The sequence below is a fragment of the Acinetobacter sp. NCu2D-2 genome, assembly GCF_001647675.1.
In the GTDB taxonomy this organism is placed as follows: domain Bacteria; phylum Pseudomonadota; class Gammaproteobacteria; order Pseudomonadales; family Moraxellaceae; genus Acinetobacter.
Genome location: NZ_CP015594.1, coordinates 1,914,800 through 1,935,556, shown reverse-complemented (window position 1 = coordinate 1,935,556; position 20,757 = coordinate 1,914,800). Strand labels below are relative to the sequence as shown.

The following is a 20,757-nucleotide window of genomic DNA, read 5'->3' as shown; positions in this document are numbered from 1 at the left end:
CATGGAACAAGAATTAATCCGTCAAACGCCGCTTTGGGCTGAAAACTGGCCAATCGCCTATTCAGTTCTGCAAGCAATTGTGATCTTACTTGTTGTAGTTTTGATCGCTGCGTTGATGTCTTTTATTGAACGTCGTCTTTTAGGTTTGTGGCAAGACCGTTACGGTCCAAACCGTGTTGGTCCGGGTGGTATTTTCCAAATCGTTGCCGACATGCTGAAAATCATGTTCAAAGAAGACTGGACACCAAAATTTGCTGACAAATTAACCTTCCGTATGGCACCAGCAGTTGCGATGGCAACTGCGGTACTGTCGTTCATGGTTATTCCGGTTTCACCTTATTTAGGTGTGGCGGACATGAGCATCGGTCTATTGTTCTTTATGGCAATGGCTGGTCTTGCAGTGTATGCGGTTCTATTTGGTGGTTGGTCATCAAATAACAAATACGCATTACTCGGTGGTCTACGTTCTGCGGCTCAAACCATTTCGTATGAAGTGTTCTTAGGTATTTCCTTGATGGGTGTGGTTGCAATTGCAGGCTCATTCAACATGCGTGAAATCGTAGAAGCACAACAAGGTGTTTGGTTTGTCGTTCCTCAATTCTTAGGTTTCTTAATCTTCGTGGTTGCGGGTGTTGCGGTTACTCACCGTCATCCATTTGACCAACCCGAAGCAGAGCAAGAATTGGCGGAAGGTTACCATGTCGAATACGGCGGTATGAAATGGGGGATGTTCTTCGTTGCGGAATACGTCAACGTGGTTCTGATCTCTGCATTGATCGTAACCTTATTCTTCGGTGGTTGGTTAGCACCATTCGGACTTGATTTCCTACCTCCAGCATTCTGGTTCATTATCAAAACAGCATTCTTTGTGATGATGTTTGTATTGGCGCGTGGTTCTTTAATGCGTCCACGTTATGACCAAGTGATGAACTTTGGTTGGAAAATTTGCTTGCCATTGGCGTTGGTTAACCTTTTGGTGACTGGTGCTGTGATTCTGATGAATCATACGGCCTAAGACAGCAGGGAGAACAAAATGTTTAAATTTCTAGCTGGATTCGGGTCAATCGTTCGTACGTTGTGGATGGTCTTCACTCACGCAACGCGTAAACGTGACACCATTTTATATCCAGAGGTGAAAGCCGAAGACATCGTACCACCACGTTTCCGTGGTCGTATCGTGTTGACGCGTGACCCAGATGGCGAGGAACGCTGTGTGGCATGTAACCTATGTGCGGTTGCATGTCCTGTCGGCTGTATTTCTTTACAAAAAGCAGAAAAAGAAGATGGTCGTTGGTATCCGGAATTCTTCCGTATCAACTTCTCACGTTGTATTTTCTGCGGTATGTGTGAAGAAGCATGTCCAACTACTGCGATTCAAATGACCCCTGACTTCGAACTCGGTGAATATGTTCGTCAAGACTTAGTCTATGAAAAAGAACACTTATTGATTTCAGGTCCTGGTAAATATCCTGACTATAACTTCTACCGTGTAACCGGTATGGCAGTTGCAGGTAAGGACAAAGGTCAAGCGCAACGTGAAAGTAAGCCTGTTGATGTACGGAGTCTATTACCATGATGTGGCCGTTTTATTTGATGGCACTTGTGGCCATCGTCTCTACGATTCGTGTTGTGACCAACACCAATCCAGTACATGCTTTGCTGAGCTTAATTGTGTCACTTCTTGCTGCAGCAGGGATGTTCTTAGTTGTAGGTGCACCGTTCGCGGCTGCCCTTGAGATCATCGTTTACGCGGGCGCGATCATGGTGTTGTTCGTGTTCGTGGTCATGATGCTCAACCTAGGTCATCAAACTGTTGAACAAGAAAGCAAATGGTTAAATTCATCTGCTTGGGCATATCCGGCACTCATGAGCTTCTTGATGGGTCTTGTACTTGTATGGACACTCAACTCTGACTACACACAAGCTGCTCAAGTGATGGGTGTAGAAGTGGTTGGTCCTAAAGCTGTGGGTACATCACTCTTTACTCAGTACTTACTATTGGTTGAAGTTGCTGCGATGTTATTGCTAGGCGCGATTGTGGCGGCATACCATCTTGGCAAACGTGAACCAAGTGCAGAAGAGGACAAGGAATAATGGGCAACATCCCTTTAGAGCATGGTCTGATCGTTGCATCTATTCTTTTTGCACTGGGTTTTTACGGTGTGATGGTGCGACGCAACCTACTATTTATTTTAATGAGCCTTGAAATCATGATGAACGCTGCTGCATTGGCGTTTGTTTTGGCAGGTAGTGCATGGGCACAGCCAGATGGTCAAATCATGTTTATCTTGATCTTGACGCTTGCTGCTGCTGAAGCATGTATTGGTCTTGCGATCGTCCTTCAGTTCTATCATCGCTTCCATCACTTGGATGTGGATGCTGCTAGTGAGATGCGCGGATGAGTTATTTATATCTAACAATTTTATTCCCGCTCATTGGTTTTGTCCTTTTAGCGGCAGGGCGTAACAAGCTTCCTGAATCTGTGGCTGCCATTATTGGTGCAGGCTCAGTGGGTTTATCAGCACTTTTTGCATTGATTGCAGGTCTTGATTTTACTAACAATGGTTCTGTAGCAAATGTTCAGCATTTGTGGACTTGGTTTAATGTGGGTGGTTTTGCACCTGGCATTAGCTTACACCTTGATGGTTTGTCATTATTAATGACAGGCATGATCACAGGTGTGGGTTTCCTGATTCACATCTTCGCGACATGGTATATGCGTGGTGAACACGATTTCGCACGTTTCTTCTCTTACTTCAACCTGTTCGTTGCAAGCATGTTATTGCTTGTTTTGGGTGATAACCTTGCGTTGTTATTCTTAGGTTGGGAAGGTGTTGGTCTGTGTTCTTACCTGTTAATTGGTTACTACTATGAAAACCCGAAAAATGGTTTAGCAGCAATCAAAGCATTCACAGTAACGCGTGTAGGTGACGTATTCTTACTCATCGCATTGTTCCTGATCTACCAACAATTCGGTACGCTAAACATTGCAGAAGTCGTTGCTGCTGCGCCAACAGTTTTGGCTCAGAGCTCTTCAATTGCAATCTGGACTGCTTTAATGTTGTTCTTGGGTGCGGCAGGTAAATCTGCACAAATTCCATTACAAACATGGTTGGCAGATGCAATGGCAGGTCCGACACCTGTATCTGCATTGATCCACGCTGCAACAATGGTAACCGCTGGTGTTTACCTATGCTGCCGTATGTTCACTGTATTTGAACAAGCGCCTGAAGTGATGGTGTTTATCTCAATTACAGGCGCGGTGACATTGATCGTGGCTGGTTTTGCAGCATTGGTTCAAACAGACATCAAACGTATTTTGGCTTACTCTACAATGAGTCAGCTCGGTTATATGTTCATGGCTGTAGGTGCTGAAGCATACCAAGCAGGTCTATTCCACATGCTTTCTCACGCATTCTTCAAGGCATTGTTATTCTTGTCTTCAGGTGCGGTGATCCTTGCTTACCATCACGAACAAAACATCTTCAAAATGGGTGGCTTGTTCAAACATAACAAATTCTTATTTGCATGTTTCGCGATTGGTGGCGGTGCCTTGGCGGCAATTCCATTCTTAACTGTAGGCTTCTTCTCTAAAGATGCAATTCTTGGTGCAGTATGGGTTGCAGGTCAATCAGTTGCAGTTTATGACTGCTTATACTGGACAGGTGTTGCTGGTGCGTTCTTAACTTCAATTTATACATTCCGTTTAATTTGGGTTGTATTCTTTGGTAAAGAAAACACACCTTACCATGCAATTAAAGGTGCGACTTACTGGTTGCCACTCGGTATCCTTGCAGTGCTTTCAACTTTCGTTGGTGCAGCACTTAAAGCGCCTGTAGAAAGCATTTTGAATGCAGCGCGTATTCCTGCGTTTAATGTGCCTGAAGCACTTGAACATGGTATGCACTCTGCTGAATACACTGCAGTGGGTATTGCACTTGTTGGTCTTGCGATTGGCGTTGTGTTATTTGCTTTTGCTTATAATGCAGTGAAATCATTTGCAGCAACTTCATTTGGTACTGGTCTTGCCAACATCTGCCGTAATGCACTTGGTTTTGATGCGTTGTACGACTTAATCTTCGTGAAACCTTACTTATTCTTCGCGAAACTCTTTGGTCGTGACCCAGTTGATGGCTTGTGGTTAGTGCTTCCTGCACTTGTGAAAGGCGGTCATAGCTTCACAAGTTCACGTCAAACAGGTTCACTACGCGAATATGCTTCAAGCATGGCATTCGGCGTTGTGGTTCTACTGATGATCTTGCTCGTGATTCAGGTAGTGGGGAAATAAAATGGAAGCTCCAAACAATATTATTTTGCCGGCTCTGATCCTCATTCCGTTCATTGCAGGTTTTGTATGCTGGTTGGTCGATAAACTCGACCAACATCTGCCACGCTATATCGCATTAGTCGGTATGCTGGTGACTTTGGTGCTCACCATTGTCCTTTGGCAAAACGGTACATATAACTATGAACTTGGCAGTGCAACTCCTTCGTGGGCTGCTGAGTTTAATTTACCGTGGATTCAAACTCTCGGTATTAACATTCACTTAGCGGTGGATGGTCTTTCACTTCTTATGGTTGGCTTAACCGCACTTCTTGGTGTGTTAGCAGTCGGCTGTTCTTGGGGTGAAATTCAAAAGAATGTTGGTTTCTTCCACTTAAACCTTTTATGGTCTTTAGGTGGTGTGATCGGTGTATTCCTTGCGATTGACTTGTTCCTGTTCTTCTTCTTCTGGGAGATGATGCTGGTTCCTATCTACTTCCTGATTGCCCTTTGGGGTCATAAAGGCGCAGAAGGTAAGTCACGTGTATACGCTGCAACTAAATTCTTCATCTATACTCAAGTTGCTGGTTTAATCATGCTGATTGGTATCCTCGGTCTTGTGACTGTAGGTTATGCAATGACGGGTCAAATCAGTTTCAACTATAAATACTTGATGCAAGTTGCAAATACTTTAGATGCTCAAGCACCAGCGATTGCTTATGCATTCATGGTCTGCTTATTCATCGGTTTTGCGGTAAAACTTCCAGTTTTCCCATTGCACGGTTGGTTACCAGATGCGCATGCTCAAGCGCCTACAGCGGGTTCTGTCGACCTTGCAGGTATCTTGATTAAGACTGCTGCGTACGGTTTGCTTCGTTTCGTTATTCCATTCTTCCCAGCGGCATCAGCACAATTTGCTGACATCGCGATCATTCTCGGTTTAATCGGTATCTTCTACGGTGCTTGGTGTGCTTTCCAGCAAACCGATATGAAACGTTTATTGGCGTATACGTCAATTTCACACATGGGCTTTGTATTACTTGCGATCTACGCAGGTAACATCTTAACTTTCCAAGGTTTGATGATCATGATGTTGGCTCACGGCCTTTCATCTGCTGCATTGTTCATTATGTGTGGTCAAGTGTATGAACGTGTTCATACGCGTGATATGCGTTTGATGGGTGGTATTCGCGGTCAATTCCCGTACTTAGCATTCTTCTTAATGTTCTTTATTGCAGCCCTTGTTGGTATTCCAGGTCTAGGTAACTTTATTGGTGAATTCCTGATTCTTATGGGTTCATTCGGTAAATTCCCAGCGTTTACGATTATTGCTGCAATCAGCTTAGTCTTTGCGGGTCTATACGGTTTAATCCTGATCCACAAAGCATTGTTCGGTACACCGAATGAAGAGCAAAAAGCACACTATGCAAATCCCCTAAAAGATCTTGGTGCACGTGAAATCGTATTGCTGTTGATCTGTGCGCTTGGTCTACTTTGGCTTGGTCTATATCCACAAAGCTTCCTTGATGTATCTAACTCAAGCATGGCGTGGTTAGCGAATAGCTACATTCCAGTTCAAGAAGTAGTTGAAGTTGCTGATCAAGTAACCACTCAACTTGAAAATGTGGAGATCCAATAAGCCATGAACTTCACAATGTCTTTTTCTGAGATTATGCCGATTGCCCCTGTAATGATCGTTGCTTTGACAGCAGTCGTTGCAATGCTTCTTACGGCAATTAAACGTAACCACAACCTTGTCGCTACGACAACGGTTGTGGGCTTAAACCTTGCAGCGCTTTACATTATCTTTGTATTGCTTGCAGGTAAATTTGCTCCGGCAAATGTGATGAACTTATTCATCGTAGATCCATTTACGATGTTGTATCAGTTCGTGATTTTAGTGGCTGCATTGGCTTGTGGTACTTTGTCTCACGCGTATATCGAAACCTATAAAGATAACCGCGAAGAACTTTATATCTTGATGTTGGCATCGGTAACAGGTGCTTTACTGATGGTGGCAAGTACACACTATGCATCATTCTTCATTAGCCTTGAGTTGATGTCGATCCCTGTATATGGCTTATTGGCTTATACACATCAACGTTCTCAATCGCTTGAAGCGGGTATCAAATACCTTGTTCTTTCAGCAACTGCTTCGGCAATGTTGTTGATGGGTATGGCATATGTTTACGCTTACACAGGTTCTTTAAGCTTCGCTGCTGAACCAGGTAAATTGTTCTCTGCATTTAGCCAACCAGCTGTGGTGATTGGTCTTGCATTAATTGTATTTGCTGTGGCATTTAAATTATCGCTTGCACCATTCCACAAATGGACACCAGACGTATACGCAGGTGCACCAGCGCCAATCGCGACTTTCCTTGCAACTGTTGCAAAAGTGGCAATGATTGGTCTGTTTGTACGTTATGTATTGTCTTCTGGCTTAATCATTTCAGAAAGCTTCATCACACTATTGACTGTGATTGCAGTACTTTCAATCCTTGCAGGTAACTTACTTGCAGTAAAACAAGTGAACTTGAAACGTATCCTTGCATACTCTTCAATCGCTCACTTTGGTTACTTATTGGTTGCGATCGTATCTGCGCGTAATACTGACTTTTTACAAGTTCAAGGTTTTGCGACTTTCGAATCTGTAAACGTGTACGTGATCACTTATGTATTAACAACTGTTGGTGCATTCGGTGTGGTTACACTCATGTCTAGTCCGTATAACAACACAGATGAAGCGGGTAGCTTGGCTGAGTACCGTGGTTTGTTCTGGCGCCGTCCAGTCTTAACTGCCGTATTAACAGTGATGATGTTATCTCTTGCAGGTATTCCACTTACAGCGGGCTTCATCGGTAAGTTCCTAGTGATCAAAACTGCAGTTGCAGGTGAATCTTGGTTCCTTGCTGCGATGGTGATTCTAGGTTCTGGTATCGGTTTGTACTACTACTTACGTGTGATGGTTGTGTTATACATGACACCACCTGAAAACCCACGTATTGATGCAGTGAACCATTGGGGTCAAAAAGTGGGTGGTATCATGGTATTACTTGCTGCGCTTGCAGTTCTTGTCATCGGTGTTTACCCAGATCCAATTATTGCATTCTCTAAGTTTGCGTTCTTTGCGATCTCACCTGAACTACAACAGTTCATTTACACTTTGGTTCAAAGCGGTATTAACTAATTAATCGAAAGATTAAAGCGTTATTACAAAAAAGCCTCCATGATTGGGGGCTTTTTTATTTATCCAAAAGGCAAAATGCCATTATAATAGTTGAAGTTTAATTTAACCTTTTAGGTGTTCTCCCGTGGCTATCCATGAAATTCGTCATCCGCTTATTCGACATAAACTCGGTTTACTTCGACGTGCAGATATCAGCACTAAAAACTTCCGCGAGCTTGCTCAAGAAGTAACTATGCTTCTTACTTATGAAGCAACAAAAGATTTACCTGTTGTTGAACATGAAATTGACGGTTGGAATGGTAAAGTCGTTACTCAGCGCATTGCGGGTAAAAAAATCACTGTTGTGCCAATTCTACGTGCTGGTATTGGTATGTTGGATGGTTTCTTAAACCTCATTCCAAGTGCAAAAGTATCGGTACTTGGTCTTGAACGTGATGAAGAAACATTAGAAGCACGTACTTACTATAAAAAATTAGTACCTGATGTACAAAACCGTATTGCGATGATTATTGACCCAATGCTTGCGACTGGTTCATCTCTAGTTGCGGCAATTGATGTATTAAAAGCAAGTGGTTGTAAAGATATTCGCGTAATGGTTCTTGTGGCTGCACCTCAAGGGATTAAACGTATTGAAGAAGCACATCCTGATGTGACAATCTTCACAGCATCAATTGACAATGGCTTGAACGAAAATGGTTATATCGTTCCTGGTCTTGGCGATGCGGGTGACAAAATTTTCGGTTCAGTTCAAAAAGACTAATCATATTGATTGAATCAAAAAAAGAGGCTGTCATAGCCTCTTTTTTATATACTGTATACATGCACATGTTCAAAATAGGTCAGACATATGAAAGATGAATTATATCAAGGTAAAGTAAAGCAATATGATGCTGCCAAAGGCTTTGGTTTTATTGGCTCTGCTGAAGGTGATGTATTCTTCCATATTTCAGATTTTCCTGCGGAAGAGGGTGAACCGAAACGCAATGAGCGCGTTAAATTTAACGTGGTTCAAAATGGCGAAAAATATAAAGCCATTAAAATTCAGCGTGTAGAAGATAACTCGAAAAAAGCTAAAAAATCTAAAGTTGCAAAGCATAACCAATCGATTACATCTGCATTGCTCAATAATTTGCGTGGTTAAGCATTTAGAAATTAATTAACTATTAAAAAAGCGCCTTTTGGCGCTTTTTTTAAAGGATTTTATTCTTCGCAGAATTTCATAAAGGCCTTTAAACCCGGACCTTGATATTTCTGACGGTGCACCAGCATAAACAAAGGACGTGTCAAAGACCAGAATGGAGTATCAAGTACAACCAATTGTTCTTTTTCAAGTAAAGGATCAATTGCCAGTTTTGAAATACATGACATACCAATACCGCCAGCGACAATTTTTAAAATCGCTTCGTTATGACCAAGCGTCAAACGAATGTTAGCATCAGGAACATCTTTTAAAATCGCATTGTCAAAGACTTCACGTGTACCAGAACCTTCTTCACGTAAAATCCATTCAACCGATTTAAAATCTTCAGCAGTCAATGGACGGTCTAATTGTGCAAGTGGGTGGTCAGGTGCACAGCACACTGCGAGTTCATCATCGCGCCAATGAATACATTGAAGCTGTGGTAAATGACAAGAACCCTCAATGAGTGCCAAATCGAGTTGGAACTGATTGACGGCTTCAATCATTTGACGGGTATTGCCGACCTGAAGCTGTAAGTGAGCTTGTGGCTGAATCTTAAGAAAATCTGCCATTAAATCAGGCATCAAGTAATCGGAAATCGTCAGTGTCGCACCAAGGCGTAAATCGATACTTTGAAGCTCACCTTTAGCAGCTTGCTCAAAAGATTCACAGCGACCTAAAATTTCGAGTGCTTGTGGGAGTAAAAAACGACCTAAGTCATTGAGTTGTAGACGCTTTCCAAGACGGTCAAATAGGGGAGCCCCTAAACCATCTTCGAGGTCCGCCAAAGCCATACTCGCAGCACTTTGAGTAAGTTTTACTGCATCGCTTGCCTTCGTTACGGTACCCTCTTGAGCGACTGCTACAAAAACAGCCAACTGGCGTAAAGTCATGCGCATGAATATAGCCTTAACATTTAAAAAATATTAATAAAATATTCCATCATGCTACCATGAGCATAGTCTTTGATGCCACGTTGAAATCATGTCAATTGAGAAATTTAGTCTAGAAAAAGTTTTATCTGTACATCGTTGGACCAATAATTTGTTTAGTTTCACGATGACACGGCCTGCTCATTTTAAGTTTACCGCTGGTCAGTTTGCACGTATTGGGTTGAAAGTTGGTGATGAATTGGTGGTTCGCGCCTATTCAGTGGTATCTTCACCTTTCGATGAAACGCTAGAATTTTTCTCAATTGTTGTACCAGATGGTGCATTCACCTCGAACTTGCAACATCTTAAAGTGGGTGATGAGCTTTATTTAGAAAAGATTCCTTATGGATACTTAACTCTTGCACGTTATCAACTCCCATTGCCTAAAGATTTATGGTTGCTGGGAACTGGAACGGGACTCGCTCCATTTCTATGCATGTTGCAAGATTTTGAAACATGGAAAAATTATCAAAACATTCACTTGGTCTATAGCGTGAGAACCCAAGCTGAATTGGCCTATGTTGATCGTATTCAGGAAATTGCTGGAACATTTGGAGAGGGGCATACAGGCTTTAAGTTCATCCCAATTATTACTCGTGATCCAAATGCAGCTTTACATGAGCGTTTACCTGTTTTAATTGAAAATGGTGAACTTGAAAAAGCAGCAGGTATGCAATTTAATCCAGAAACCACACATGTGATGCTCTGTGGGAATCCACAAATGGTTGAAGATACCAAAGAAGCATTAAAAGCACGTGGTTTAACGATGAACCGCCGTGGTGAAGGAAATATTGCAGTAGAGAATTATTGGTAATGGATTTGATTCCTCCCTTTTCCAAAGAGAAGTTTGGAGTGATTAGAGTCATTAGATGATTTATAAATTCTTGAATCCTCCCCAACCTCTTCTTTAGCAGAGAAGGGGCCTTATAGGCACAAAAAAACCTCCATTCAGGAGGTTTTTTATGAGGTATTCTTTAGTGTACAAACATATCCATATGTTCACGAATTTCCTGAATCGCTGTTTCTACATCACTTGTCAGCCAAGTTGGTTCAAAGAAACCCGCATAATGATCCATACGTTCAGATGGAACCACTAAACGTACAGGACATTCTTCCTCTAATAAGCGCCAAGGAATAATAGGAACTTCATTGTCCAAATAGGCGGTCACATTACGGATATCAATAACCATCGCATTAATACATTCAGGGAACGGCATCACGGATAATTCTTCAGTGCGACGACGGAAAAATTCAAGATCTTGCCAACGAAGTACATAGCTTGGTTTGCTAAATTCAATAATTCCAATCAGATGCTGATCACGAGTGTAGTGCAGGGCACATTGATGTGTGACGTCTGTGTCTAAATCAAGCGATACACTTTTTTGACTATACGCCATAAAGCTCAAATGCATAAAAACGAGGTGCATAATTATAACGCATTTCGGCGCTATAAAGGAGAGCCATTAAGAACGAGCGCATTCACCACGAACGCAATAAACATCTATAAATTTTGTGATAGCTAAACCTAAGATTCTTCTTATAGAAATAAATATTGAACTTAATGTAATAAATAACTTACATGTCTTCACCATCTCACCATGTTTTGTCACAGAAGCGATTTTTATCCATTGTTATGATGAATATCGAGAAATGAATAACAAATAGTGAGGAAGGTCATGGTTGATGATTTTAATAAAGTACCACCTTCAAACAATGAAAGTTCAGGATCGGCAGGACGTAAACGTATTCCTGTATATATCTTGGTTCTGGTTGGTATTTTCTTGTTAGCAATTTTACTTTACATGTTCGCTGGAATGAAACCAAGCGCGAGTGAAGCACCCCCTGGGCACCCAAATCCAGGCGCTGAACCCGCAACAATGAACAGCACCACCACAGGTACTGCGGGTGATGAACCCCGAGATAAACAATAAATCAATCGACATAAAGCTCTGCATCGTTGCTAGGGCTTTTTTGCTTTTGGATAACGAATTTTATGGATTGTGCAACATGTATTGAAATGAAAAAACAAGAGTGCACAGCCTATAACGCAGCATGGAACTCAATTCTCAGGAATGAGTCACACAATTCCAATAAATAGTCATGACAAAAAAGAGGGCGACAATACATGAATGAATATATGAGAGGTCCACGTGGCGGATTTGATGCCATGTATTACTGGGACCAATTCCATCCGATTATCAGTGCAATCGCGATTTTACTTATTGGTTGGGTGATTGCACTCTTGGTCGCTGCAGGAGTCAAAAAAGTCCTGCAAAAATTGGGAACGAATCAACGCTTAAGTAATGCGACAGGTCACCGCTCAAATATTGAAAATATTGTGGCGCGAGTCGTGTTCTGGATCATTCTTGTAATGGCAGTGATTGGTGCATTGAATGTGCTGAATCTGACCAGTGTAAGTGGTCCATTCAGTAATATGATTCAGCAATTCCTGTTATTCATTCCGCAATTGCTTGCTGCTGTGGCTGTCGCATTTGTGGGTTGGATTGTCGCAAATCTAGTAAAAGTAGGTTTACAAAAACTGTTAAATCGTACGCAGTTGGATGAAAAACTTAGCGCCGATGTAGGCGTGAGTCCACTTAGTGAAAATATCAGTGAAATTGTTTACTGGTTAATTTTATTGCTGTTCTTGCCAATTGTACTTTCAATTCTTGGTCTGACAGGGCTGCTTTACCCAATTCAAAATATGGTGAATGAAGTCGTTGGCTACTTACCTAATATCTTCATTGCTGGCGTTATCATTTTTGTCGGTTATATTTTGGCAAAAATCGTCCGCGGCATTATTGAAGGACTTTTAGGCAGCTTGAATGTCCAACAGCAAGCAGAGAAAGTTGGTATCTTTAAAAATACCAATCTGCCGCATTTGATTGGTTCATTCATCTTCGCAGTCATTCTGATTACATCGCTGATTATTGCCTTTGAAGCATTGGGTATTGAGGCGATTTCTCAGCCTGCGACCGCGATGCTATATCAAATCATGAACGCAATTCCACAGATCATTGCAGCAGCATTGATTCTGATCATTGCATTTGTGGTATCAAAACTGGTTGCGAATTTGGTGACTGAAGTTGTTGCAGGTACCGGCGTTGATGATGTTCCTGCAAAACTAGATATTCAACGTTTCTTTGGTGAAACCAAACTTTCTAAAGTTGTCGGTTGTCTGATTATTCTATTTACCATGCTATTTGCAGTTTCTGAAGCGGCAAGTCGTCTTGGTCTTGAACAAGTCAGTGACCTGATTGCGATGTTTATCCAATTTGGTGCCAATATTCTGTTAGGCGCAGTGATCTTAGTGATTGGTTTCTGGCTTGCCAACATTGTGGCGAATATCGTACAGCGTGGTGAATACAATAGTTCACGTTGGTTAGCGAATTTGGTTCGTGTACTGATTATGGGCTTAGTGGTTGCCATGGGTCTACGTGCCATGGGTATTGCGGATTCAATTGTTAACCTTGCTTTTGGTTTAACGCTTGGCTCTGTCGCTGTTGCATTCGCATTGGCATTTGGTTTAGGTGGTCGTCAACCTGCTGAACGTGTGTTGACAGATTTGATTGAAAAAGCCAAAAAAGAAGGCAATCAGCCAAATCCAAAACGTACTTCAGATACCACACCTGCTTCAACCTCAACGGTTGCAAAACCACTTTCCAATACAGCAGATGTTCCTGCAAAAGAACGTGATGCAACCCAAAATGCGGTTAATGTCGACCCAAATGAGTCTAAAGCGAATAACCCATTTGGTTCAACAGGTGAGACTGAACCGAAAGTGGACATCAATCCGAATGATCCACCATCGTTAGATGATCCGAAATAAGTAGGCAATGAACAAAAAATCGACCACAATGATGTGGTCGATTTTGTTTTTATATTCTAAACAAATCATAGAGGAGCCATATCATGTCTTCGAAAAAGCCCAATAAAGTTTTAGCACCATTGGTAATTGCAGGTATTACGATTGGCTTTTTAGGTGCAGCTTATAAGTTTATATTTGTGGATTCAAAGCGCACCAAAAAAGATCAAACTGAACATGCCGTTGATAAACCTGTAGAAGATCAGCAAAATTAAACTGACTTTTTATACCGAGGATTGGTATATTTGGTCATAGAAATAAAATTGTAAATATCACAATAATGCATTGTAAGTTTTTGAAAGTTAGAAACTTATAAAGAAAATATTAAATAGGAGGGTAGAAAATGGAATTTTCTAAATTGTTAAAAAAGTTAATAAAAAGCCAATTCGGTGCTGAGGAACACACCGTTCCTCAACATATCCAAGCTGCGGTTGCAAAAATGGATATCACCATTGCACGCATGGAAAAAAAGGGTAATCTGCATCTATTAAGAACAGATTATTTAGAATAAATCTTAGACATATTCTGATGCGGCATGTGCAGATGACCATGCCCATTGGAAGTTAAATCCGCCCAAGTGACCTGTCACATCTAAAATTTCCCCAATAAAGAACAAGCCTTTTTGCTTTTTACTTTCCATTGTTTTTGAAGAAATTTCAGTGGTATCCACGCCACCTAAAGTCACCTCAGCAGTACGATAGCCTTCTGTACCTGATGGTTTGACTTCAAACTGATGAATACGTTTTGCGATATTCTCAAGTTTTTCATCACTCAAGTTACCAATCGCAGTCTCAGACATGTCAGCCCAAATCAGACCCTGTAATTCAAGCACCACGCTTTTTGGAAAATGTTCAGTCAGTAATGTGCGTAATAAAACTTTCGGCTGGCTTTGTTTTTTCGCTTTGAAGAGTTCAATTAAATCGAGACTTGGTAAAAAGTCGATATTAAAACTTTGACCGACATTCCAATAATTTGAAAGCTGTAGCGAGCTAGGACCACTCAAGCCACGATGGGTAAACAATAGCGCTTCGGTAAAGCTATTTAAATCATTTGAAAGTGTGGCTTCAACGGCATTACCACTCAAACGCGTAGTAACTTCTTTAAAACCGTCTGAGAAAGTGAAAGGCACTAAACCTGCACGGGTTGGATAAACATGATGCCCAAATTGCTTGGCAATGTCATAACCAATACCAGAGCCGCCCAAAGTCGGAATTGATAGACCACCTGAAGCCACCACGACAGACTCTACTTCAAAATAGCCCAAAGACGTTGCGACTTGGAAACCTTGATCATCGAGTGCATTGACCGCTTTAACATCGCAATTGGTTTTAATCTCGACCAAACCTGTTTTGTCACATTCTGCCAATAGCATCGCCAGAATCTCTTTTGCACCATTTAGGGTAAAGAGCTGTCCATGTTTGCGCTCTTCGTATTCGATGCCATATTCACAGACCAAACCAATGAAGTCCCAATTGGTGTAGCGGCTTAATGCAGAGATCACAAAATGTGGATTATGAGAGATGTAGTTTTCTGGTTCCACATACAGATTGGTAAAGTTACATTTACCACCACCCGACATCAGAATTTTCTTACCTACCTTATTGGCTTTTTCCACGACTACAACACGACGACCACGCTGAGCCGCCATATAGGCAGTCATTAAACCTGATGCACCAGCACCAATCACTAAAACATCGTATTGCTTGGAAGACATGAAACGCTCAAAGGAGAGTAAAAGAGGGCATTATAGACAATTTTTTAAAATGAAGGATGCAAAATTCTATCAGCGTAAAAAAGCCTATAAATTCAGATAGAATTCATTGTGAGATAGATTTCACTCAGGCATATTAGCCAAAGAACTTTAGAACAACAGCAAAAAAGGAAAAGAAATATGCAAGATACTGCAGCGCTGAAACAACATAATTTAATTACTTATATTTTATATATCTTAGGTTTTGTATTTGGTGGTTTGACCAATATTATCGCCATTATTATGAATTATTTAAAACGCGAACAATGTCGTGGTACATGGCTTGAAAGTCATATTGATTGGCAGATTAAAACCTTTTGGATTAGTTTGGTCGGCTATATTGTTGGCTTCGTGCTTATGTTCGCCTTAATTGGTTTTCCGATTTTACTTGTAGTTTTGATTTGGCATATTTACCGTGTTGTCAAAGGCTTAATGGCACTTAACGACAACAAAGCGATTGCTTAAACTCGAATACACGGGCAGATTAAAAAGATCGTCCTTGTAGTCCGCCTGTGTGAATCACCAGAATTTTTGTATCGTCATTCAACTGTTTTTTCTGAATTAAATCAGATAATCCCAGCATCATTTTCCCCGTATAGATTTGCTCTAAAGGAATATGATGCTGAGTTTCAAAAGTATGAATAAACCGCATGAGTTCATCTGTGGTTTTGGCATAACCGCCACAGCAATAATCATCAAGAATTTTCCAATTTCTTTTGGATGTCAGTTGGGCAACATCCTCATTTAAAAATGTACCCTTTAATGCAGAAAAACCGAGTACCTGTTGACGTGGCTGACTGGCTTCAATCAATCCTGTCATAGTTCCACCTGTGCCGACAGCACAACAAATCAGATCAAACTGAGCATCGTCATCTTTCAAAATCTCACGACAACCTTGAATCGCAAATTCATTAGTTCCACCTTCTGGAATCACATAATAATCAGGATAAGAATGTTTTAAAGTGTCTAGATATGCTGGATTTTGTTTTTGTCGATACATTTCACGGCTGACAAACTCAAGTTGCATGTTAAAGTCTTGCGCCGTTTTTAGGGTTGAATTCAACGTTTTATGTTGCAGCTCTTCACCACGAATAATGCCTATACTTTTAAAACCAAAGTGATGTGCTGCAAATGCTGTTGCTGCAATATGATTGGAATATGCACCGCCAAAAGTTAAGACCTTGTTAAAGCCTAATTTTTTGGCATGTTGAAAATTATATTTAAGTTTAAAAAATTTATTTCCTGAAATACGTGGATGTACTAAGTCTAAGCGCCGAATCGTCACTAGGTGATCATGTAAAACAATCTGCTGATCGGGGATATGCTGCGCTATAGAGTCGAACATCGTATAAGAAAATAAACAAAACTGAATGTCATTATAGTCCAATACCATAGCCATCATATTCGGCCTTTTTGAATTACTTTGCGACAATTCAAATCATGGCAAATACAGAAATTTTTGTTATGCTAAAACAAAGGTTCGCTCAGGATGACGACCATGAAAATACAATGCATACTCTTTATTGTTTGTCTTAGCTACTTCATGGCAGCTTGTGATCAAAAAGATAGTTTAAATCAACCAAAGACACAAACCCGTACCATGATTATTGGCGGTGTGCCTGTCCATGACCATGATTATCAGTTACTTGCTGATAATGTCAGCACTGAGCCTAAACAAACAACGCGTTACTAAAATAACTCATATACGGTCAATCATATAAAAAGGGAGGTCGGATATTCTCATCTCCCGTATGCCTATAATAAGTTAAAGATTAAAATTTATACTTATTCAAATATGTAGTGAATAATTTTATAAAAACTATAAATTTTAGAGAATAATTTTATTTTGTGGCTTAAAGTTCACGAAAAATAGGAAATTCCTCAAAGCTGAAACTTGTAAAATGCCTGCCAAATATTGAGGTAGGTGGTGTTGTGGAATCATTTTGGATTTTATGTTCGATTGCGTTTGCATTGATGTTGGGGGCGATGAGTCCAGGACCAACGTCGATTTACGTTGCTAAAAATTCAATTGCCATTTCACGTCAGCATGGTTTATTTACCGCGCTGGGTACTGGAACTGGGGCTGCCATTTTTGGTTTATTGGCTGTACTGGGTTTACAAGCCTTTTTACTAGCTGTGCCATCGGCGTATTTAGCCCTTAAAATTTGTGGTGGTTTATATCTTCTTTGGATGGCATTTAAAATTATTAAACATGCCAAAGAGCCAATTAATTCAGACACAACCCATACAGCACAAATGTCTTTTAGACGTGCCTACACCACAGGTTTAATTACCCAGTTATCTAATCCTAAAATTGCGATTATTTTAGCGAGTATTTTTACCGCACTTTTACCGAAAGATATTCCTTTGTATTACTACTTTGTCTTGCCATTGCTTTGTTTTTTTATTGATGCAGGTTGGTGTTCGTTAATCGCTGTTGCACTTTCAGCTGAAAAGCCGCGTGCAGTGTATTTAAAATTTAAGGCGGGTTTTGACCGTGCTGCGGGTGCGGTCATGACGGTTTTAGGTTTAAAACTTATTTTTGGTATGAAGTAAGTTTTTATTCTTAGGAAATTTTAGCTTTAGATCTTGGTCTGGATGCTAACTTTTCAAACCAGTGATAGTTAAAATAAATACTGATACACGCCAAGATAATCAATGACAGTCGAATTGAAGGTGTAAATGCAACATAAATCACGGTAATAGTTGCAATGATTAAAAAAATTCCATCAGCAAGATATTTATTCATTATGAGGACAGCTTAAATTATTGTTGTATTGGCTATCTTATTTAAAAAGCACGGATTTCTCCGTGCTTTTTTTGTTTAATCTTTAAAGTGAACCGGAATCCACTGATAACTTTGTCCATCTTTGGAGTAAATATGTCCAAGCCCCGGGAACGGTAAATGGGGTGCTGCAATCAGTTGTCCATCTTTGGCATATTCAGCAAAATGCTTTAAACGTGTTTGCACTGCCGTTTGTGGGTCTAGATCAAACTCAATCGCTGTTTCAGGTTGATCAAACTGCAAGGTATGTGAATGTACGATGTCACCAATAAACACCACCTCCTGACCATCAGCTTTCAGTTTAAAACTGTAATGTCCCGGTGTATGTCCAAAGGAGGGTTTAAATTCGACATCGCCAAAACGTAAAGATTTATCTGAAAAGACTTTAATCTGTTTGGCTTTTTCATACGGTGCTAGTGCCGCTTCAATTTTTTCAACTGTGGCTACAAAGCCAGCTTGTTTATCTTTCGGTAGTTGTTTCACTGTGTTTGGACTCAGCCAATAGTCATATTCGGTTTTTGAAATATGCAGCGTGGCATTTGGATAATTTGCTACGCCGTTGTTTGAGATCCCGCAAACATGGTCAGGGTGTAAGTGGGTCAGGAAAATACCATTCACTTGCGTAGGCTCATAGCCCGATGCTTTGAGGTTGTTATAGATTGAACCTAAGTGTGTGCCAAAGCAGCTAGCCGCACCGCTATCGACCATCAATAGTTGGTTGCCTGTATTGATGAGAAAGGCGTTGACTGAGGTTTGGATGCCTTTGTCGTTCACCGCAGCGTATTTTTTTAAGATGTCAGTTTTTTCACTATCGCTTAAGCGTTTAAACATGGAAGGGTTTAAGTAGTTTGTACCATCGAGTAGGGCGGTGATTTGGGTATTGCCGATTTGGTGATGGTAGTAGCCAGCGACTTGTTTTTGTTGGGCAATAGTCGGTTCAGTCGCGTAAGTGGTGAGGGCTGTGGTGCTGAGGGCGAATGAGATCAATAGAGGTTTTAAAGTTTTCATAGGTTTTTTATAAGTTTTGAAGGGTTACTTCTTTTTTATCATATTTTTTTGTGAAATTTTGAAAGAGTTAAATTAGATTATCTTTTCTAAAGACGAACGTGATAAACCACTTTACATTTTTTGTACAAATTTATAGGATCAGTAATTAATAAAATTAGATGAAAAAATGATCAATACATACAATATATATAAATTAAAATTTTCTGAAATGAAGCAATTGCTTGAAAAACTAGAGTCAGTTGGTCTTATAGAGCAAAAAACTCAAATTTATGACAATTATGAAATGACTTTTTATTTTTCAGAAAAGGTCGAAGGTAATGATGTTTGGTGGCATGAGACGTATAAAGATTTTTTGACGTCTCAAAATAACTCTCCAAAAAACATTTTCCATTTTGGTTTGTTGATTTGTAAAAATGAAGATGATCCTGAAGAAATATATGCTGTGAGTTTAGGTAAATCTCACTTCTATCTTGCAAAATTTATTGAACCAAATTTTGGGATAAATCTAGCTGTAAGGATGGGGGATGAGAAAACTACAATTCTTAAGAAAAGTAGATACTTTACAGGTACTAAAAGGCACGAGGTTTCTTCGTATGAGAACTTTAATATAAATAGCTATGAATCAGGCGAATCAGTTGAACATCTAAAAATTAAAGCTTCAAACTGTGACATATGGGGCGACAAAAATATTATTTTCGCTGATTCAGTGCAATTGAACGTAAATAAATCACCAAGTGAGTTAGCACAAATTCTAAATGAAATTTCTGATACTTTGGTTACTGAAGAAGTAATAAAACTACCAAAATTAGAGCCAGTTACTGATCCGAAGTTAATAACAGAGTTAGATTCTCAAATTATGGACTATTTGCAAGAGGATGTATCTGTAGGTATTGAAGAAATACATGTATCTGGAATTAATATTTCTTTTAGATTTAATGAATATAACTATGAACTAATTTACAGAAAAGAGCGTAAGCAACTTGCAAAACTTGAACTAGGAAATTCATTCGATACTTCTATAATTTCTAGTTTTATCAAAGAACATGATGTTCGAAATATTGATGATTTGCATGTGAAATTTAAGATAGAAGAAAGTGGTCGTTTCACACAACCATTAAAAGAAATTCTAGATTTTTGTACTTCATTTGAAGAAGCCCAATATTTTCTTAAATGTGGAAAATGGTTTAAATTTAATGAAACATTCACAGCATATTTAAAAAAATCATTAGAACAAATACCGCTAATAACTGGGCAGGATTTAATTGAAGAAGACTATTCAGCTTGGAAAATAAGTAAAGAAAGTCAAATTGATAATGATGAAGATGTCGCTAATAAATTAACCTACCGTGAATATTATTTTAATGAGAATCTTAGTATTAATCACGGTTACACATTGCTTGATCGACAGTTGAAAGCCATACAATCTTTAGATGCTAAAGGGAAAAATTATAAAGTGGAAGTGGCTGATTTATTTAAAAATAATGAAATTATATCAGTTAAAATTTCGGAAAAACCTCAAGATTTAATCTATAACATAGAGCAGTCGAAAGGGGCTGTAGAACTAATTAAACAAGGAATAATTCAATTTGAAGATAAACTTGAGTCAGCTGCCCTTTGGCTTGTATTAGAAAAACCTGTTTCATCTTTACTTGAAATAAATTCTATACAGTTCTTGTTAGCCGTCGATTCATGGAAAAAAAGAGTAGAATTCTTTGGCTTAAAACCACAAATATATATTTCTAAACATATAAAAAATTGATTTATAAAAAAAGCCCCTACATCCGTA

At 39.8% G+C, this 20,757-nt stretch carries 24 protein-coding genes; 18 read left to right on the top strand and 6 right to left on the bottom strand.

The features are described 5' to 3' along the window. Position 1: 1 nt before the first annotated feature. The 9 genes from nuoH (at position 2) to A3K93_RS09230 (ending at position 8,592) form a co-directional block, all read left to right on the top strand. On the top strand, positions 2 to 1,015 hold the full coding sequence (gene nuoH / locus A3K93_RS14835) for an NADH-quinone oxidoreductase subunit NuoH (RefSeq protein WP_067730971.1): 1,014 nt from the start codon (positions 2 to 4) through the stop codon (positions 1,013 to 1,015). An 18-nt stretch (positions 1,016 to 1,033) separates the two neighbouring features. Continuing rightward, positions 1,034 to 1,576, top strand: a complete 543-nt coding sequence (gene nuoI, locus A3K93_RS14830) for an NADH-quinone oxidoreductase subunit NuoI (protein ID WP_067730969.1) — start codon at positions 1,034 to 1,036, stop codon at positions 1,574 to 1,576. Further along, the gene (gene nuoJ / locus A3K93_RS09260; protein WP_171255101.1) at positions 1,576 to 2,094 is read left to right on the top strand and encodes an NADH-quinone oxidoreductase subunit J; all 519 of its coding nucleotides are present in this window, start codon (positions 1,576 to 1,578) and stop codon (positions 2,092 to 2,094) included. Before nuoI ends, nuoJ begins: the two co-directional genes overlap by 1 nt. Next, positions 2,094 to 2,402, top strand: a complete 309-nt coding sequence (gene nuoK, locus A3K93_RS09255) for an NADH-quinone oxidoreductase subunit NuoK (protein ID WP_004280769.1) — start codon at positions 2,094 to 2,096, stop codon at positions 2,400 to 2,402. Before nuoJ ends, nuoK begins: the two co-directional genes overlap by 1 nt. Next, on the top strand, positions 2,399 to 4,288 hold the full coding sequence (gene nuoL / locus A3K93_RS09250; RefSeq protein ID WP_067730965.1) for an NADH-quinone oxidoreductase subunit L: 1,890 nt from the start codon (positions 2,399 to 2,401) through the stop codon (positions 4,286 to 4,288). The genes nuoK and nuoL overlap by 4 nt, the downstream gene beginning before the upstream one ends. Before the next feature lies 1 nt (position 4,289). Beyond that, positions 4,290 to 5,903 (top strand): NADH-quinone oxidoreductase subunit M, encoded by a 1,614-nt coding sequence (nuoM, locus tag A3K93_RS09245; protein WP_067730963.1) that lies wholly within the window; start codon positions 4,290 to 4,292, stop codon positions 5,901 to 5,903. Positions 5,904 to 5,906: 3 nt separating this feature from the next. Then, on the top strand, positions 5,907 to 7,451 hold the full coding sequence (nuoN, locus tag A3K93_RS09240) for an NADH-quinone oxidoreductase subunit NuoN (RefSeq protein ID WP_067730961.1): 1,545 nt from the start codon (positions 5,907 to 5,909) through the stop codon (positions 7,449 to 7,451). A gap of 124 nt (positions 7,452 to 7,575) precedes the next feature. Continuing rightward, on the top strand, positions 7,576 to 8,211 hold the full coding sequence (gene upp / locus A3K93_RS09235; RefSeq protein WP_067730959.1) for a uracil phosphoribosyltransferase: 636 nt from the start codon (positions 7,576 to 7,578) through the stop codon (positions 8,209 to 8,211). Positions 8,212 to 8,298: 87 nt separating this feature from the next. After that, on the top strand, positions 8,299 to 8,592 hold the full coding sequence (locus tag A3K93_RS09230) for a cold shock domain-containing protein (RefSeq protein ID WP_067730957.1): 294 nt from the start codon (positions 8,299 to 8,301) through the stop codon (positions 8,590 to 8,592). 59 nt (positions 8,593 to 8,651) lie between these two features. Here A3K93_RS09230 and gigC read toward each other — a convergent pair whose 3' ends face one another. Next, on the bottom strand, positions 8,652 to 9,530 hold the full coding sequence (gene gigC / locus A3K93_RS09225; RefSeq protein WP_067730955.1) for a LysR family transcriptional regulator GigC: 879 nt from the start codon (positions 9,528 to 9,530) through the stop codon (positions 8,652 to 8,654). 85 nt (positions 9,531 to 9,615) lie between these two features. Between gigC and A3K93_RS09220 the strand changes: the two genes are divergently transcribed. Beyond that, a complete protein-coding gene (locus A3K93_RS09220; RefSeq protein ID WP_067730953.1) occupies positions 9,616 to 10,377 on the top strand; it encodes a ferredoxin--NADP reductase in 762 nt (253 codons plus the stop codon). A 160-nt stretch (positions 10,378 to 10,537) separates the two neighbouring features. Here A3K93_RS09220 and A3K93_RS09215 read toward each other — a convergent pair whose 3' ends face one another. After that, a complete protein-coding gene (locus tag A3K93_RS09215; RefSeq protein ID WP_067731718.1) occupies positions 10,538 to 10,960 on the bottom strand; it encodes a hypothetical protein in 423 nt (140 codons plus the stop codon). 279 nt (positions 10,961 to 11,239) lie between these two features. On the opposite strand from A3K93_RS09215, the gene A3K93_RS09210 reads away from it, so the two are divergent. The 4 genes from A3K93_RS09210 to A3K93_RS14910 all read left to right on the top strand — a co-directional run bounded on the left by A3K93_RS09210 (position 11,240) and on the right by A3K93_RS14910 (position 13,939). Continuing rightward, the gene (locus A3K93_RS09210) at positions 11,240 to 11,494 is read left to right on the top strand and encodes a hypothetical protein (RefSeq protein ID WP_067730951.1); all 255 of its coding nucleotides are present in this window, start codon (positions 11,240 to 11,242) and stop codon (positions 11,492 to 11,494) included. Between the two features lie 194 nt (positions 11,495 to 11,688). After that, entirely contained in the window at positions 11,689 to 13,392 is a 1,704-nt protein-coding gene (locus A3K93_RS09205; RefSeq protein ID WP_067730949.1) for a mechanosensitive ion channel, read from the top strand. Positions 13,393 to 13,475: 83 nt separating this feature from the next. Continuing rightward, positions 13,476 to 13,643, top strand: a complete 168-nt coding sequence (locus A3K93_RS14975; RefSeq protein WP_171255065.1) for a hypothetical protein — start codon at positions 13,476 to 13,478, stop codon at positions 13,641 to 13,643. 128 nt (positions 13,644 to 13,771) lie between these two features. Further along, positions 13,772 to 13,939 (top strand): hypothetical protein, encoded by a 168-nt coding sequence (locus A3K93_RS14910; protein ID WP_157883272.1) that lies wholly within the window; start codon positions 13,772 to 13,774, stop codon positions 13,937 to 13,939. Positions 13,940 to 13,942: 3 nt separating this feature from the next. Here A3K93_RS14910 and A3K93_RS09200 read toward each other — a convergent pair whose 3' ends face one another. Further along, positions 13,943 to 15,142, bottom strand: coding sequence for an NAD(P)/FAD-dependent oxidoreductase (locus tag A3K93_RS09200; protein WP_067730947.1), 1,200 nt, complete (start codon positions 15,140 to 15,142; stop codon positions 13,943 to 13,945). Positions 15,143 to 15,319: 177 nt separating this feature from the next. Between A3K93_RS09200 and A3K93_RS09195 the strand changes: the two genes are divergently transcribed. Continuing rightward, the gene (locus A3K93_RS09195) at positions 15,320 to 15,643 is read left to right on the top strand and encodes a DUF4870 family protein (RefSeq protein ID WP_067730945.1); all 324 of its coding nucleotides are present in this window, start codon (positions 15,320 to 15,322) and stop codon (positions 15,641 to 15,643) included. 19 nt (positions 15,644 to 15,662) lie between these two features. Here the strand turns inward: A3K93_RS09195 and A3K93_RS09190 are convergent, their stop codons facing one another. After that, the gene (locus tag A3K93_RS09190) at positions 15,663 to 16,523 is read right to left on the bottom strand and encodes a 1-aminocyclopropane-1-carboxylate deaminase/D-cysteine desulfhydrase (protein WP_067731717.1); all 861 of its coding nucleotides are present in this window, start codon (positions 16,521 to 16,523) and stop codon (positions 15,663 to 15,665) included. A 198-nt stretch (positions 16,524 to 16,721) separates the two neighbouring features. Between A3K93_RS09190 and A3K93_RS09185 the strand changes: the two genes are divergently transcribed. Continuing rightward, complete coding sequence (locus A3K93_RS09185) at positions 16,722 to 16,871, top strand: NF038215 family lipoprotein (protein WP_442855636.1); 150 nt, start codon at positions 16,722 to 16,724, stop codon at positions 16,869 to 16,871. A 239-nt stretch (positions 16,872 to 17,110) separates the two neighbouring features. Next, positions 17,111 to 17,734 carry a LysE family translocator gene (locus A3K93_RS09180; RefSeq protein ID WP_067730941.1) on the top strand — a complete coding sequence of 208 codons (624 nt, stop codon included), beginning with the start codon at positions 17,111 to 17,113 and terminating at the stop codon, positions 17,732 to 17,734. A gap of 10 nt (positions 17,735 to 17,744) precedes the next feature. On the opposite strand, the gene A3K93_RS09175 is transcribed toward A3K93_RS09180, so the two are convergent. Together A3K93_RS09175 and A3K93_RS09170 are read right to left on the bottom strand one after the other, a co-directional pair. Beyond that, positions 17,745 to 17,927 carry a hypothetical protein gene (locus A3K93_RS09175; RefSeq protein ID WP_067730939.1) on the bottom strand — a complete coding sequence of 61 codons (183 nt, stop codon included), beginning with the start codon at positions 17,925 to 17,927 and terminating at the stop codon, positions 17,745 to 17,747. 75 nt (positions 17,928 to 18,002) lie between these two features. Beyond that, positions 18,003 to 18,971, bottom strand: coding sequence for an MBL fold metallo-hydrolase (locus tag A3K93_RS09170; protein ID WP_067730937.1), 969 nt, complete (start codon positions 18,969 to 18,971; stop codon positions 18,003 to 18,005). A gap of 166 nt (positions 18,972 to 19,137) precedes the next feature. On the opposite strand from A3K93_RS09170, the gene A3K93_RS09165 reads away from it, so the two are divergent. After that, complete coding sequence (locus tag A3K93_RS09165; protein ID WP_067730935.1) at positions 19,138 to 20,730, top strand: DUF6119 family protein; 1,593 nt, start codon at positions 19,138 to 19,140, stop codon at positions 20,728 to 20,730. Positions 20,731 to 20,757: the final 27 nt, after the last annotated feature.

Bases quoted from the DNA above. Each gene is read 5' to 3' on its own strand.
- A3K93_RS09210 (WP_067730951.1), top strand. From the start codon at position 11,240: ATGGTTGATGATTTTAATAAAGTACCACCTTCAAACAATGAAAGTTCA.
- A3K93_RS09220 (WP_067730953.1), top strand. From the start codon at position 9,616: ATGTCAATTGAGAAATTTAGTCTAGAAAAAGTTTTATCTGTACATCGT.
- A3K93_RS09200 (WP_067730947.1), bottom strand. From the start codon at position 15,142: ATGTCTTCCAAGCAATACGATGTTTTAGTGATTGGTGCTGGTGCATCA.
- nuoL (WP_067730965.1), top strand. From the start codon at position 2,399: ATGAGTTATTTATATCTAACAATTTTATTCCCGCTCATTGGTTTTGTC.
- A3K93_RS09195 (WP_067730945.1), top strand. From the start codon at position 15,320: ATGCAAGATACTGCAGCGCTGAAACAACATAATTTAATTACTTATATT.
- gigC (WP_067730955.1), bottom strand. From the start codon at position 9,530: ATGCGCATGACTTTACGCCAGTTGGCTGTTTTTGTAGCAGTCGCTCAA.
- A3K93_RS09170 (WP_067730937.1), bottom strand. From the start codon at position 18,971: ATGAAAACTTTAAAACCTCTATTGATCTCATTCGCCCTCAGCACCACA.
- A3K93_RS14910 (WP_157883272.1), top strand. From the start codon at position 13,772: ATGGAATTTTCTAAATTGTTAAAAAAGTTAATAAAAAGCCAATTCGGT.
- nuoK (WP_004280769.1), top strand. From the start codon at position 2,094: ATGGGCAACATCCCTTTAGAGCATGGTCTGATCGTTGCATCTATTCTT.
- nuoN (WP_067730961.1), top strand. From the start codon at position 5,907: ATGAACTTCACAATGTCTTTTTCTGAGATTATGCCGATTGCCCCTGTA.
- nuoI (WP_067730969.1), top strand. From the start codon at position 1,034: ATGTTTAAATTTCTAGCTGGATTCGGGTCAATCGTTCGTACGTTGTGG.
- A3K93_RS09190 (WP_067731717.1), bottom strand. From the start codon at position 16,523: ATGTTCGACTCTATAGCGCAGCATATCCCCGATCAGCAGATTGTTTTA.
- A3K93_RS09175 (WP_067730939.1), bottom strand. From the start codon at position 17,927: ATGAATAAATATCTTGCTGATGGAATTTTTTTAATCATTGCAACTATT.
- nuoJ (WP_171255101.1), top strand. From the start codon at position 1,576: ATGTGGCCGTTTTATTTGATGGCACTTGTGGCCATCGTCTCTACGATT.
- A3K93_RS09205 (WP_067730949.1), top strand. From the start codon at position 11,689: ATGAATGAATATATGAGAGGTCCACGTGGCGGATTTGATGCCATGTAT.
- nuoM (WP_067730963.1), top strand. From the start codon at position 4,290: ATGGAAGCTCCAAACAATATTATTTTGCCGGCTCTGATCCTCATTCCG.
- A3K93_RS09215 (WP_067731718.1), bottom strand. From the start codon at position 10,960: ATGGCGTATAGTCAAAAAAGTGTATCGCTTGATTTAGACACAGACGTC.
- A3K93_RS09230 (WP_067730957.1), top strand. From the start codon at position 8,299: ATGAAAGATGAATTATATCAAGGTAAAGTAAAGCAATATGATGCTGCC.
- A3K93_RS09185 (WP_442855636.1), top strand. From the start codon at position 16,722: ATGGCAGCTTGTGATCAAAAAGATAGTTTAAATCAACCAAAGACACAA.
- A3K93_RS09165 (WP_067730935.1), top strand. From the start codon at position 19,138: ATGATCAATACATACAATATATATAAATTAAAATTTTCTGAAATGAAG.
- nuoH (WP_067730971.1), top strand. From the start codon at position 2: ATGGAACAAGAATTAATCCGTCAAACGCCGCTTTGGGCTGAAAACTGG.
- A3K93_RS14975 (WP_171255065.1), top strand. From the start codon at position 13,476: ATGTCTTCGAAAAAGCCCAATAAAGTTTTAGCACCATTGGTAATTGCA.